Origin of the sequence: Haloarcula vallismortis ATCC 29715 (assembly GCF_000337775.1) — an archaeon.
Taxonomy (GTDB): Archaea; Halobacteriota; Halobacteria; order Halobacteriales; family Haloarculaceae; genus Haloarcula; species Haloarcula vallismortis.
On record NZ_AOLQ01000042.1, the window covers coordinates 57,703 to 70,842 of the forward strand.

A 13,140-nucleotide genomic window follows, 5' to 3' on the forward strand; every position below is an offset into this window, starting at 1 on the left:
GGAGTGAGCGGCATTTTCGCCCACGTTTTTCGAGGCGTGGTTCGCGAGCGCAGCGAGCGAACCCAACGAGTAAAAAGGTGGCAGCAAGACCGGCGGGAGCGCCGACCTTGGCGACGTGAACGGGTTGTTACGCGAGGAACTGGAGAGCTGAGACAGTGTCCTACTTAGCCGGTTCCGTAGTGACGAGCCTGAGTTGCCGTAGTCACCGCTGCGGCCAGTCGTCCGGCAGTTCATCAGCATGATTTTCGAGCAGTTCGAGCATCGGTTCGATTTCGTCGAATCGCTGGCCCCGTGAGACCTCGTCGGCCGCCCGGTCCCAGTCGATGTACGCTAAACTGGCTAGACGGGGCAGGTCGTCGTGTCGGAGTCCGGCTTCGGTGTTTTTGGTTCCGGCACTTCTGGGCAGAAAGTCGACAATCGGCCGCGGACTCCGCTGTTTCAGCATGAACAGAATCATTCGGCGTCGGCGGGTAAACAGCGCTTCAAACACCCGGTCCATCCCTGTGTCCCATACCACGTCCGGGATAGAAGTTCCCATCCTGTAACAAAAGACACACTACTGATAATAAATGTCACGATACCGCCGTTCTCTTGCCGAGTCAATCCTGAATTCTACAGGCGTGGCTACTGGACGAGACTGTCCACATATCCGCTATGCTGCGTCGCGCGCTACGAGTCGCTCGATGCGTTCGACTCGACGTTCTCACGCCGCTCACCCGGGATGATTGCGGGGTCCTTCCACAGCAGCGTCACGAATATCGCAGCAGCGAGCGCTTCGAGGGTCTTGATAGCCGATTCGGTCGGTTCAGTGTTGAAGTGGTCCAGTATCAGCATGGCAGTGCTCCCGCCGTGGTGTCCGCTGCCGCCCGAGGACGGCGCGGAGAACCCCTCGACGAGGAAGGCCCCGTGCCCGGTAGCATGCCAGAACACCCAGCCGGCGATGGATGCGACCATGAGGACAGTCCCGGCGATATAGGCGTTCCGCAGGCCGATGACGCCCCGGGTGATGAGATATGGGCCGGCGAGCAACACCGCGGCGAAGGCGACAAACAGGAACGGACGAGGGTCCGGCGGGAGCCCCCGTCCGAACAGTCCCTCTATCGCCTGCGCGTAGATGATGCTTCGCGGGAGTCCCCACCAGAGGTGAAACGCCGCCGTTGCGAACACGAGTGCGGCGGCGGTTCCGCGGAGGAGTTTGGTCGTCCGGCGATCCATACCGACAGTCGGGGTGGCAGTGGCAAGAGTGCGTCGAAGTGATGAGTAGTGCTGAGTGTTGCCATCTTCGTGGGACGGGACGAAGGCGTCGTGGCTACCTCCGCGCGAGCGCGAGCGGCCCCGCAAGCGCCTGCACACCCGCGCTGTCGCCTGATTTCCCGAAAGCCTTTAGAACAACTGAATCCGTAGCGACGAGTAATGATAGAGACAGGTGGTGTCCGATGAGGCTGATTATCACCGAGAAGGACAACGCCGCTCGCCGCATCGCAGAGATTCTCTCAGAAGGGGGAGCATCCGCGAATCGGCAAAACGGCGTCAACGTCTATCGGTGGGGGGACACCCGCGTCGTCGGCCTCTCCGGGCACGTTGTCGGCGTTGACTTCCCCAAGGAGTACAACGACTGGCGGGACGTCGAGCCGGTCGAACTCATCGACGCCGACGTGACGAAAGAGCCCACACAGGAGAACATCGTCGCGACGTTGAAGCAACTGGCCCGTGAGGCCGACGAGGCCACCATCGCGACGGACTACGACCGCGAGGGAGAGCTCATCGGCAAGGAGGCCTACGAGCTCATCCGCGAGGAGACCGACGCGCCCGTCGACCGCGTCCGTTTCTCCTCGATTACCGAACGGGAGGTCCGGGACGCCTTCGCCAACCCCGACGATATCGACTTCGACCTCGCGGCCGCGGGCGAGGCCAGACAGATTATCGATCTGGTGTGGGGCGCGGCACTCACTCGCTTCCTCTCGCTATCGGCCCGGCAACTGGGCGACGACTTCATCTCCGTTGGTCGGGTCCAGTCGCCGACACTGAAACTCATCGTCGACCGCGAACGCGAGATTCAGGCTTTCGACCCCGAGGACTACTGGGAGATCTTCGCCGACCTCCAGAAGAACGGCTCGGGCTTTGAGGCCCAGTACTTCTACGACGACGACGGGAAAGAGGCCGAGCGGGTGTGGGTCGAAGACGACGCCGACGACGCCTACGCCGACCTGACGAGCGTCGACGCGGCGACGGTGACGAGTGTCCGCCGCCGGACGCGCACCGACAGCCCGCCGACGCCGTTCAACACCACCGCCTTCATCTCCGCGGCCAGTTCGCTGGGGTACTCCGCTCAGCAGGCGATGTCCATCGCCGAGGAACTGTACACCACCGGTTACATCACCTACCCCCGGACCGACAACACGGTGTACCCGGACGACCTCGAAGAGGACGCGCTGCTGGATGAGTTCGTCGGAGCCGGACACTTCGGCGAGGACGCCGAGGCACTGCTGGAGCAAGCGGACATCACCGCCACCGAGGGCGACGAGGAGACCACCGACCACCCGCCCATTCACCCGACGGGCGAGATTCCACCGAAAGTCGACCTCTCCGACGACGAGTGGGAGATCTACGAACTGGTCGTCCGGCGCTTCTTCGCGACGGTTGCCGAGGCCGCTACGTGGGAGCACCTCCGCGTCGTCGCCGACGCCGGCGGCCGCTCGCTGAAGGCCAACGGCAAGCGACTGGTCGAACCGGGCTACCACGAAGTGTACCCATACTCAAGCGCCAGCGAGAACCACGTCCCCGACGTCGAAGAGGGCGAGGAGCTGGCCATTTCCGAGGTCCGGATGGAGGCCAAGCAGACCCAGCCGCCCCGCCGCTACGGCCAGTCGAGGCTCATCCAGACCATGGAGGACAAAGGACTGGGGACGAAGAGCACGCGCCACAACTCAATCGAGAAACTGTACGACCGCGGCTACATCGAGGGCGACCCACCCCGCCCGACGACACTGGCGATGGCTGTCGTCGAGGCTGCCGAGGAGTTCGCCGACCACGTCGTCAGCGACGAGATGACCGCCCAGCTGGAGGCGGACATGACCGCCATCGCCAACGGCGAGGCGACGCTCGACGAGGTGGCCGACGAGTCCCGCGAGATGCTCAAGCGGGTGTTCGATGAACTGCGCGATTCCCGCGAGGAGATTGGCGAGCACCTGCAGGAATCGCTGAAGGCCGACAAGACGCTCGGCCCCTGCCCCAAGTGCGGCGAGGACATGCTCGTCCGGCGCTCGCGCCAGGGGTCGTACTTTGTCGGCTGTGACGGCTTCCCCGAGTGTCGCAACACGCTCCCGCTGCCGTCGACGGGCGAACCGCAGGTGCTCGAAGACCACTGCGAGGAACACGACATGCACCACGTCAAGATGCTCGCCGGCCGGGACACGTTCGTCCACGGCTGTCCCCGCTGTGAGGCCGAGAAGGCCGACGAGAGCGAGGATGAGGTCATCGGGCCGTGTCCTGAATGCGGCTCCGAACACGACGGGGAACTCGCAATCAAACACCTCCGCTCTGGCTCCCGGCTCGTCGGCTGTACGCGCTACCCCGAGTGTGACTACTCGCTGCCGCTGCCCCGCAACGGCGACATCTCGGTGACCGAGGCGTTCTGTGAGGAGCACGACCTGCCGGAGCTGGTCATCGACGCCGACAGCGACGACCCCTGGGAGCTTGGCTGTCCTATCTGCAACTACGAAGAGTATCAGGCACGCACCGCCGTCGAGGACCTAGAAGACCTGAGCGGCATCGGCTCCGCGACGGCCGAGAAACTCGGCGACGCCGGCGTCGACTCGCTGGCGGCGCTCCGGGAGGCCGACCCCGATGTCGTCGCGACCGAGGTTCAGGGCGTCAGCGCCACGCAGGTTCGGGACTGGCAGGACGAACTCGAAGCCTGAGCTGTTACCGGGACGCTTCGATAGTCGGGAACGTGAGGCGGACGCGATCCGCCGGCGGCTGTCCGCTTAACTCCAGTCGGCCGTTCATGCTCTCGATGGTCCACTGGGCGACCCACAACCGAAGAGTGTTTGCGTGGGCCAACGCGCGTTCGCTATCGTTCTCAAAGGCGACCATCGCCGCCTCTGCGATGAATCCGTCGTCAGCGATGATTTCGACCGTTCCCGTTTCGTAGTGGTTGTCAGCTTCGACCCGAACATCGACCGTTGGGGCGGAAAGATTGGTCCCAGCGCACCTGAGCACTTCCCGGACACTCGTCTGGACAGTCGCATCCGCGACGACGGTATCCTCCGGTCCCGCGTCAATGTCGACGGAGAGGTCGGAGTACTCACAAACGGCGTCCGCAACGCCTTCCTCGACGGTGGCGTTTAGATTTGCTGGTTCCCGTTGGCGGTCATCGAGCGTCCGGCCGACGTGTCGTGCGTTCTCGGAAAGCGCTGACAGGCGTTCCGTCGCCGAGACGACGGCGTCGAGATGTTCTCTGGCCGCTTCGTCGAACAGGCCTTGCTCCACGAGCCACTGCAGTCGGCCGCTGATAACATTGAGTTCGTTTCGGAGATTGTGGCGAAGCACACGGTTGACGACAGAGAGACGCTCTTCTCGGCGTTCGACATCGTTACGGAACTGGTGAATGTCGCGGGTTTGCTCTAAGAGTAGCGCCACGTTGGAAAGCGGCGCGCCGTACTCGATTGCTTCCTCCGGGGAGGTGTAGTACGGGTTTGTACAGAGCGTCTCACGGTAGATGATCATCTCGTGGGTCTGCAGTGCTTTGCCCACCGCTTCTTCCGCAAACTGTTCGAGGCTGTACTGGCACAGTGCCGTGACCGGCAGCTCCGGGCAAGCCTCGTCAAAGCGGTGCTCGAACTCCATGACCTCGTCGAAACTGCAATCGAGACCGAACGACCAGCTGTTCTCACCAGCTACGCGGAGGCCGTCGTACCCGTCCGCGACGGCATCGGCCGCTATGTCGCGGAACGCGTCGACGCTCTCGACCGGGTCGAACGCACTGTCGGAGTAAATCTCGTTGGCGTCAATCAGTGTCAGTTGTCCGGCAGCCTGTAGCGAATCGACATCAAGCCCAACGCCGGTGAGTGCGTCCCGAATCGTCTCCACATCGTTTTCGTCGAACAGATAAACGACTCGCTCGCCCTGCCGGATACCGCGGGCGACGTACGTCGTGATGACGCGTATCTGTTCAGCGTGCGTCCGATAAAACAGAGCAAGGTGGCGGGGCAACTCGGTCGTGGCGAGCTGTGTTTGGAACTGCCGACGCCTGTCAGCGGCGGACGAGTCCGAGGCGTCCAACTCGTTCACCGGGGACCCGGACATGGTTACTATCATATGTTGAAACCCCCTTATTCCTTGGACTGTGAACGAACCACCGGAATTTAAACAAATCAACACCTCCGTCCGATTCGCGCCGGGCTGTGGCACTAGTGGATATATCCTCTCCACCGGAACCGGTGTGTTGTAGACAGCGACAGCGAGTCCGACTACCCGACGAACGTCACGCCGTCACAGACCGGACACTCGACGGCGTCGGCGTTGGCAGCCGTGACTGTGTCGACAGCACCGTAGACGACTGCATGCGTTACCGGTTCGGGAATCTGGCGCTCACAGAGCGGGCACTCGACGACGCCCGCCCGCAGTCGGTCGCGGTCGATGCTGTGGCCGTCGGTCACAGTTGGAGGTGGGACGTGGAACTCGGACCGTCGTCGTCATCGATACCGCCCTCGTGGGCGAACGTGTAGTCGTCGTCGGTGAGGAACACATCGCCGTGGGTCTCGGATATATCGACGCCGGGGAGTGTCGTCCCGGCGGCGTCGCCGTTGTCGCAGCCGCCGCCACAGGCGTCGAACAGCGACCCGTGTCGGGGACAGATGAGCTGGTCGCCCCGCATCGGGACGCCTCGCCCGGTGTCGAACCGCTGTGCCTCGTGCGTACATCGGTTGACCCACGCTTCGACGCCGTCCTCGCAGGGGACGAGGACGACCTCTTCAAGATCGCCATATGCGTCTTTGGCAGTGAACAGCCACGACCCGTCCTCATGGACCGTCTCGACTGTGGTGAGTCGCTGCACGACTGGCGCGTTAGGGTGCCGCTGGTATCAGCGTTACCGTCGCACGGCTATCCTGTCCGCGTCACTCACCGGCTTCCGCGGCGATGAGACGCACCAGTGCCGTAACGAACAGTTCGAACAGCCGCCAGATCAACACGCAACTGACGACGAGCACGGCGAGGACAATGGCGACGAGCCACAGGAGGAGGCCGAACTGCAACTGGGTGAGCAGCCCCGTCGCCAGTCCGGCGACGAACCCGCCGAGGAAGAGACCGCCAGCGGCCTGGAGACAGCGCCGTTGCCAGTGGTCGAACGCCAGCGCGTCTTCGGCCCCAAGCAGCGACGGCAAAGCGATGCCGAGCCCGGCACCGCCCAGCGCGAGAATGAAAAAGACGCTACCGAACAGATACGAGAGTCCGCGGACGAACCCGTCGTCGGACGCCGACGCTGTCGGCATCGTCGAGAACGAGTACAGCACTGCCACCGTCACGACAGCGCCCGTGAGAACGAGCACACCTCGGATGGCAGTGACGGCGTACCGGCGCTTGTCCGCTGTCATCGTCTGACGATTGTAACATAACCGTCATAAATCTTCGGAGACGTATATATCTGGAGCCGACGCCAGTCGGTCTGTCCGAGCAGGGCTGTCAGCGTGACCCACTGCGATGGGTGTATCCGAAGCGGTTATACGGCCACGCGCAAGTCTGGCAGGTATGAGCGACTGGGCGGACTGGGACCATATCGTGAAGATAGACCCCGATAAGACGCTGGTTGACGGAGAAACGTTCGAAGATGTCGCGGCGACGGGGACCGACGCCATCGAAGTCGGCGGGACCACCGGTATGACAGAGGAGAAGATGAAACGGGTCGTCGACGCCTGCGGGAAACACGACATCCCCGTGTACATCGAGCCGTCCAACCCCGCGTCCGTCGTCCACAGCGACCGTCACGACGGCTATCTCATCCCGGTCGTGATGAACGCCGGCGACGTGGCTTGGATCACCGGCGCGCACAAGGAGTGGATACGCATGGACGACGATATCGACTGGTCGCGGACCTTCACCGAGGCCTACATCGTGATGAATCCGGAGGCGTCGGTGGCGTCCTACACGCAGGCCAACTGTGACCTCGATGCGGACGACGTGGCCGCCTACGCCGAGGCCGCCGAACACCTGCTGGGTCAGGAAATCGTCTACGTCGAGTACTCGGGGATGCTCGGCGACACTGACATCGTCGCCGCCGCTGCGGACATTCTCGACGACGCGACGCTGTTCTATGGCGGCGGTATCCACGATTACGAGTCCGCCCGCACCATGGGACAGCACGCCGATACCATCGTCGTCGGCGACCTCGTCCACGACGAAGGCGTCGATGCGGTGCGAGAGACGGTAAAAGGCGCGAAAGACGCGACGGCGACAGTCCGATAGCTAGAACGCCAGCCGTTCGAGCAGCCGACCGACGACGCCGCCGGGATGCGTTTTTCTGTCTACTTCCATCGACGCGTGGTCGCTGTCCTCGATTGCCGACTGCGCGGTTCCATCGTCGTCTGACGTGCGGGCCGAGAGTCCGCCGTCGTTCGCGTGTATCAGGAGGCTGCTGTCGCTATCAGCCGCGTCTATCGCAGCCGAAAGGTCGTCGCGGGCGACAAACGTTCGCTCCGTCGGCACGTCACAGAGGTCCAGCAGGTCGTCGTGATACGCTTCGAGTTGCGTCCGTTCCTCGGACGATTGCCGGTCGTCGAGCGGGTAGAGGAACTGGAGGTCGGCCCCGGTCTCCGTCGCGACGGCGTTGCCGACGCGGACTTTCAGCGGGTCATATGGGCCGCGGGTCGTGACGAGGGTGATGGTTTCCAGCGCTTCGAGGGGCTGTGCATCGACGGCGATGGTGTCACAGTCGGTCTGCTTTCGGATGCGGTCGATGCTATCGCCCAGCAGCGAGTCCTCGAACGACGCACCCCGTTCCACCAGGAGTACGTCGACGTCTCGTTCCTCGACGGCGTTGGCGACGGCCCGCTCCGGATGGTGGCTGACGAGTTCGCCGTACTCGACGGGGACATCGAACTCGGCCGCCAGCGCATCGGTCCGGGACTCGAATTCGAGGTCGTCAGAGGACTGCACGCCCGAAGCGTAATCGAGGGGCTGCTGATCGGGGACCTCGTCGAACTGGACGACGGAGAGACGGCTGTCGTCGGGCGAGAGCGCGGCGCCGACTTCCAGCAGTGTCGCTTCGCTCTGTCGCGAGGAGCCTTCGGGGAGCGCGACAAGCACGGAGGCCTCTGCCGTTTTGTCGAGGCACTCTTCGGTCTGGTCGAGGGCGCGGTCGCCGATGCTCCGGCGGACGGACTCTTTGATCGCCCCTTCTCTGGTGACCCGCGGTCGGACGTACCCCAGATACCAGAGGAGGCTGACGACGACAATGCCGACAGCTCCGACCATCGCGATTAGCCCCATCTGCGTCAGCAAGGCGAATCCAGTTATGGTACCGAATATCGGCGTCCATGGGTACAGCGGGACCTCGAAGGAGGGGTCGTAGTCAGGGGCGTCGCTCTCTCGGAAGCCGATGAGCGCGACGTTGATGAGCGCGAACACGAGAATCTTGAACGCGCTCGCGAGCTTCGCAATCTCCAGAATCGGAACGAAGAGGATGAGGAGCAACATCACACCGCCGGTCAGCGTGATTGCGGTCACCGGCGTCCCGAACCGGTCGCTGACCGTGCTGAACAGTTCGGGTGCAAGCCCGTCGCGGCTCATCGCGAACGGGTAGCGAGACGAGGACAGGATACCGGCGTTGGCCGTGCTGACCAGCGCCAGAATCGCCGCGAGAACCACGGCCGCAATACCGGCGGTGCCAAGCGTCGCCTCGGCCGCGTCTGCAATCGGCGTCGTACTCCCGGCGAGCTGGTCGAGCGGGATGACGCCAACGACGACGGCGACGACGAGCACGTACAGCAGCGTCGTGAAGGCGAGCGAACCGAGCATCCCGAGCGGAATGACACGGTCCGGGTCCTCGACCTCCTCGGCGATAGAGGCTATCTTCGTCACGCCGGCGAAGGAGACGAACACGAGGCCGGTCGCGGCGAAGATGCCGCTCGCCCCGTACTCCCACATCCCGCCGTAGCTCGCAGTGTTGACTGCCGGGCCGCCGCCAGCGACGAACCAGCCGATTGCCACGAGCATCACCGCGACGATACCGATCTGGAGCCGCCCGGTCTGTTCCGCGCCGAGGATGTTGACGAGGATGAGAACGGCAGCGAGCCCGATGGCAACCGGCTTGATTGGGAGGTCGAATAGCAACACGAGATACGGCACGCCGCCGACGAGCGCCAGCGCGCCCTTGAACGAGAGGGAGAACCACGTTCCGAGTCCCGAAACGGTGCCCAGCAGCGGCCCCATCGACCGCTCGATGTAGACGTAGGTGCCGCCGGCTTCGGGCATGGCGGTCGCCATCTCTGCCTTGCTGAGTGCCGCGGGAAGCACGAGCACACCTGCGAGGAGGTAGGCGGCGATAATGCCGGCCCCGGCGTCTTTCACCGCCAGCGCCGGCAAAATGAAGATGCCGCTGCCGACCATCGCACCGATGGATATCGCTACCACTGACAGCAGTCCGAGGTCGCGTTCCAGGTCCTTGGCCATAGTTACGCGGTTTCAGGCATCTGGAGTGTCGTTTCGACAGCGCGTTCCAGTTCCGTCGCCAGGACCTGCGAGCTACAGATCACTTCCGTGGCGACTGACTCGAACGCCGACCGATGCTGTGGGTCGTTGAGCACGACGACCACGGTTTCGACACCGAACTGCGTCCGAAGCAGTTGTGTCACAAGAAAGGCACCGTGGTCCGTCTGCATCGAAACAAGGGCGATGTCGGTCGTTTCAGCCCCGGCGTCCTGGAGAACAGCACGTTTTCGCCCGTCACCGACTACCACGCGGGTGTCGTCGGGTACTTGCCCGGCAACGCCGTCGTGGTCGGTGACGAGACAGGTATCGGCGTCTCGACTGAATGCCGTTACGACCGCAGACCCGACGTGGCGGTCGCTGATGACCAGTACCGACGGCGGGTCCACGTCGTCATCTACCTGTTCGCGGAGTCCTGTAAGAGATATCATAGGGTTCGTGGAAGCCGGTCTTACCCAGCCGATACGCACCCATTGGTTCCGATAACCGATAAATGGCTAGGCCTCAGTTCCGATTCCGAATCTATATACGTATATAATCAATTTTCGGAAAATTATACTACTTAGTCTCCGCGTCGGAATCGGTATGACCGAACTGGTGGAATGGCCGTGTGTACTCGTTGCGGATGAGGTCTTCATCGACGACCTCCAGTCCGATATCGTTGAGGTCCCTGCCGATACGGCTCAGGTCGTTCCCGTCGGTTCCGACCACCTCGACGTGGACGTTGTCGGCCCCGGTCATGACCTCCCGGATGGCGACGACGCCGGACACGTCGAGTGCCCGCTGTGCGACCTCCTCGCGCTCGTGGATTGGTGCCGTACAGACGATGAGCGTGTGGAGTTGATACCCCGCGGCCTCGTAATCCACATCGACATCGTAGCCGGCGATGACGCCGGCTTCTTCGAGTTTCGTGATACGGTTCCGGACGGTTCGTGCCGAGACATCAAGCGATTCGGCAATCTCACTCGCCGAGGTGTGTCTCGCGTCCTGCTGGAGCGCATAGATGATGTTCCTGTCCAGGTCGTCGATGGGATACTCCGGATCGGCCATACTGAGTGTTTTGACGGCAGTCAGTACAAAGGTTCAGGATGTTGTCCCGGACGCCGTGGTTTCGTCTGGCTCTTTTCCACACTCAGCTGTGACTCGCAAGCAACACGACGGCCCGCTATGCAGATTCGAGGTATAGACGCCGCTGTGTCTCAGGAAAGCACCGACTGCTCGGTGAGTGTCACGGTTACTGACGGGTGGTACGCGACCCAGTCTGCATCCTCGCCTGTGCGGTAGGAGAGTGGAACTGCGTCAAAGTAGCCTTGCAGCGTGTACGTGCCGGCATCTGAAACCCGCTGCCCGTCGAGTTCATACTGCCGCTCAATGGATTCATCAGCCCCCAGCGTCCCAGTGTGTGGATCATTACTTCTGCTTGCCCCGTTTGGCTGTATCTCGACGGTGGATGCCTTCTCATACTCGTCGGTCAACAGAAGGATGGCAACGGACTCTGACGCATCCGCTGGCACCAGTCCTAACACCCCGAGTGGCCAGACGCCGGTGTTTTTGATCATAACGTCCTGTGTTCCAGTGTTTCGGAGCGTTATGTCTAGCTGACCCGGGCTTTCGATCGCGATATTCCGGTCAGCGACTGTCACATCGAGTGCGAGCGGGTGCGAATCGCCTTCGGTTTCCACGCTGGAGATAGTGTACTCGGTATCGCCGAGACAGCCGGCGAGACCGGACAGCGCCGCCGTCGACACGGTCAGATACTGGCGGCGATTCATGCATCTCTCTCCGTAGTGGAGGCGGAGCCGTCAGTCAATGTCATGAAGATGTCCTCGACTGTCGCGTCAGACGAAAGGTCACAGGTGTCCCGGAGCGCCGGCAGGGTCCCCTCGACAATGAGGTCCCCCTCGTACAGAATCCCGATGCGGTCACAGACCAGATCGACTTGCCCGAGAACGTGACTGGAGAAGAACACCGTCGCACCGCGTTCGGACTCAGCTTCGACAACATCCCGAACCAGCGCGACGCCGTGAGGGTCAAGCCCGGTGAACGGCTCATCGAGAATCAGGAGATCCGGTGCCCCGACGAGACTCATTGCGAGCGCCAACCGCTGTTCCATGCCCTGTGAGAACTCGCCGGCGGGCCTTTCGACGGCGTCGGCCAGTCCGACACGCTCAAGCAGTGCTCGCGGGTCGTCATCCGCACGCTTCGTATCGATTACCAGTTCGAGATGCCGCCGCGCGGACAGCGACTCATACGTCTCGAAGCGGTCCGGACAGATACCGACGCGCTGGTGACAGGCGACGACATCGTTCCACGGGTCGTGGCCCAGAACGCGCGCCGTCCCCGACGTTGGTTTGATATAATCCATCAGCAGATTGATTGTGGTCGACTTGCCAGCGCCGTTCGGGCCGAGGAAGCCGTACACCTCGCCCTGTTCGACAGTCATATTCAGCGCATCAATCGCGACAGTTTCGCCGTACTGCTTCGATAGCTCGTCGGTCTCGATTGCCGGCGGCGTCATGCGAGGTCACCTCGCTTGAACCGATAGCCGGCCAGTACTAGCGGGACGACACCCCAGAAGAGCAGTATGACGAGGCCGAGCGATTCGTGGAGGTAGACCGGAACTGCCTGTCCGCTGAAGGCTGCATCAACGACGTACTCGTTGGTTGAGACACCGCGATACAGCACGTCGATGACTGACGTGTACTGGCCACCGGAGTTTCCAACTCCGAGTATCCAGTTCGTTACTGTTCGGTACGCGCGCCCCGGCGAAACTCGGAGGATTGCGAACAACAGGCCGTCAGCCGGCGGGTCAAACGGATTGACTGCGTTGCCGGTCACGGCGGAGTAGATACCGACGCCGATGCGTTTCCACCCCAGCGTCAAAAGCAGAAAGAAACCGCCAAACAGCGCGCCAGTCACACGGACTGCACTGGTCGTGACTGCCGATGCCGCTGTTGCGACTGACACGAGCACAACGATATACAGCACCGTCACCAGAAACACGCCGATGAAACGTAACGGGGAGAACAGCCCGAACTTGACGCCGCCAATGGTTCCGAGAACGACTGTCGACAGAGCGAACGGCACCACAGCGCCGACGCTCCGACCGCAGACTTTGCCGACAAGGATATCAGTCCGGGTAAGTGGCAGTCCAAGCAGAAACTTCAGACTGCCCGACGTGCGCTCCTCGATAATCGACCGATACGTCAGCAACAGCACACCGAGCGGGAGGAGGACCGACCCGGCTACCTGAACGAAGCCGACCGTGACGTTCGGGCCAAGCACGTCCCAACTCTCGTAGGTTGGACCATACCCCCAGACGACGAGCAGGGGCGCAAGTGTCCAGATTGCTTTCGATTTGAATAACGTGACCGCCTCTTTCCGTGCAACGGGAAACCATCGGGGGAGGGCCATGTGGTCGGGTTTGAAAGTATA

14 protein-coding genes are annotated in these 13,140 nt (G+C 62.5%); 2 read left to right on the forward strand and 12 right to left on the reverse strand.

Annotated elements, in window-relative coordinates:
• Window positions 1–202 precede the first annotated feature (202 nt).
• Window positions 203–499: a hypothetical protein gene (locus C437_RS10865; RefSeq protein WP_004517001.1), complete on the reverse strand. Its 297-nt coding sequence runs from the start codon at window positions 497–499 to the stop codon at window positions 203–205.
• Between the two features lie 170 nt (window positions 500–669).
• Window positions 670–1,215, reverse strand: a complete 546-nt coding sequence (locus C437_RS10870; protein WP_004517002.1) for a hypothetical protein — start codon at window positions 1,213–1,215, stop codon at window positions 670–672.
• 221 nt (window positions 1,216–1,436) lie between these two features.
• Between C437_RS10870 and C437_RS10875 the strand changes: the two genes are divergently transcribed.
• A complete protein-coding gene (locus tag C437_RS10875) occupies window positions 1,437–3,920 on the forward strand; it encodes a DNA topoisomerase I (protein WP_004517003.1) in 2,484 nt (827 codons plus the stop codon).
• A gap of 4 nt (window positions 3,921–3,924) precedes the next feature.
• Here C437_RS10875 and C437_RS10880 read toward each other — a convergent pair whose 3' ends face one another.
• The 4 genes from C437_RS10880 to C437_RS10895 all read right to left on the reverse strand — a co-directional run bounded on the left by C437_RS10880 (window position 3,925) and on the right by C437_RS10895 (window position 6,596).
• Complete coding sequence (locus C437_RS10880) at window positions 3,925–5,319, reverse strand: MEDS domain-containing protein (RefSeq protein ID WP_079992062.1); 1,395 nt, start codon at window positions 5,317–5,319, stop codon at window positions 3,925–3,927.
• A gap of 152 nt (window positions 5,320–5,471) precedes the next feature.
• Window positions 5,472–5,660: a hypothetical protein gene (locus C437_RS10885; protein ID WP_004517005.1), complete on the reverse strand. Its 189-nt coding sequence runs from the start codon at window positions 5,658–5,660 to the stop codon at window positions 5,472–5,474.
• A complete protein-coding gene (locus C437_RS10890) occupies window positions 5,657–6,058 on the reverse strand; it encodes a Rieske (2Fe-2S) protein (RefSeq protein WP_004517006.1) in 402 nt (133 codons plus the stop codon). Before C437_RS10890 ends, C437_RS10885 begins: the two co-directional genes overlap by 4 nt.
• A 61-nt stretch (window positions 6,059–6,119) precedes the next feature.
• Entirely contained in the window at window positions 6,120–6,596 is a 477-nt protein-coding gene (locus C437_RS10895; protein WP_004517007.1) for a hypothetical protein, read from the reverse strand.
• A gap of 154 nt (window positions 6,597–6,750) precedes the next feature.
• Between C437_RS10895 and C437_RS10900 the strand changes: the two genes are divergently transcribed.
• The gene (locus tag C437_RS10900; RefSeq protein WP_004517008.1) at window positions 6,751–7,464 is read left to right on the forward strand and encodes a phosphoglycerol geranylgeranyltransferase; all 714 of its coding nucleotides are present in this window, start codon (window positions 6,751–6,753) and stop codon (window positions 7,462–7,464) included.
• Here C437_RS10900 and C437_RS10905 read toward each other — a convergent pair whose 3' ends face one another.
• From C437_RS10905 to C437_RS10930, 6 genes are all read right to left on the reverse strand, one after another.
• Complete coding sequence (locus tag C437_RS10905; protein ID WP_004517009.1) at window positions 7,465–9,669, reverse strand: amino acid permease; 2,205 nt, start codon at window positions 9,667–9,669, stop codon at window positions 7,465–7,467.
• A gap of 2 nt (window positions 9,670–9,671) precedes the next feature.
• Window positions 9,672–10,136, reverse strand: coding sequence for an NAD-binding protein (locus C437_RS10910; RefSeq protein WP_004517010.1), 465 nt, complete (start codon window positions 10,134–10,136; stop codon window positions 9,672–9,674).
• 127 nt (window positions 10,137–10,263) lie between these two features.
• Window positions 10,264–10,755, reverse strand: coding sequence for an Lrp/AsnC family transcriptional regulator (locus C437_RS10915; RefSeq protein WP_004517011.1), 492 nt, complete (start codon window positions 10,753–10,755; stop codon window positions 10,264–10,266).
• A gap of 149 nt (window positions 10,756–10,904) precedes the next feature.
• Entirely contained in the window at window positions 10,905–11,477 is a 573-nt protein-coding gene (locus tag C437_RS10920) for a hypothetical protein (protein WP_004517012.1), read from the reverse strand.
• The gene (locus C437_RS10925; RefSeq protein WP_004517013.1) at window positions 11,474–12,223 is read right to left on the reverse strand and encodes an ABC transporter ATP-binding protein; all 750 of its coding nucleotides are present in this window, start codon (window positions 12,221–12,223) and stop codon (window positions 11,474–11,476) included. The genes C437_RS10920 and C437_RS10925 overlap by 4 nt, the downstream gene beginning before the upstream one ends.
• Complete coding sequence (locus C437_RS10930) at window positions 12,220–13,119, reverse strand: ABC transporter permease (protein ID WP_004517014.1); 900 nt, start codon at window positions 13,117–13,119, stop codon at window positions 12,220–12,222. The genes C437_RS10925 and C437_RS10930 overlap by 4 nt, the downstream gene beginning before the upstream one ends.
• Window positions 13,120–13,140 lie beyond the last annotated feature (21 nt).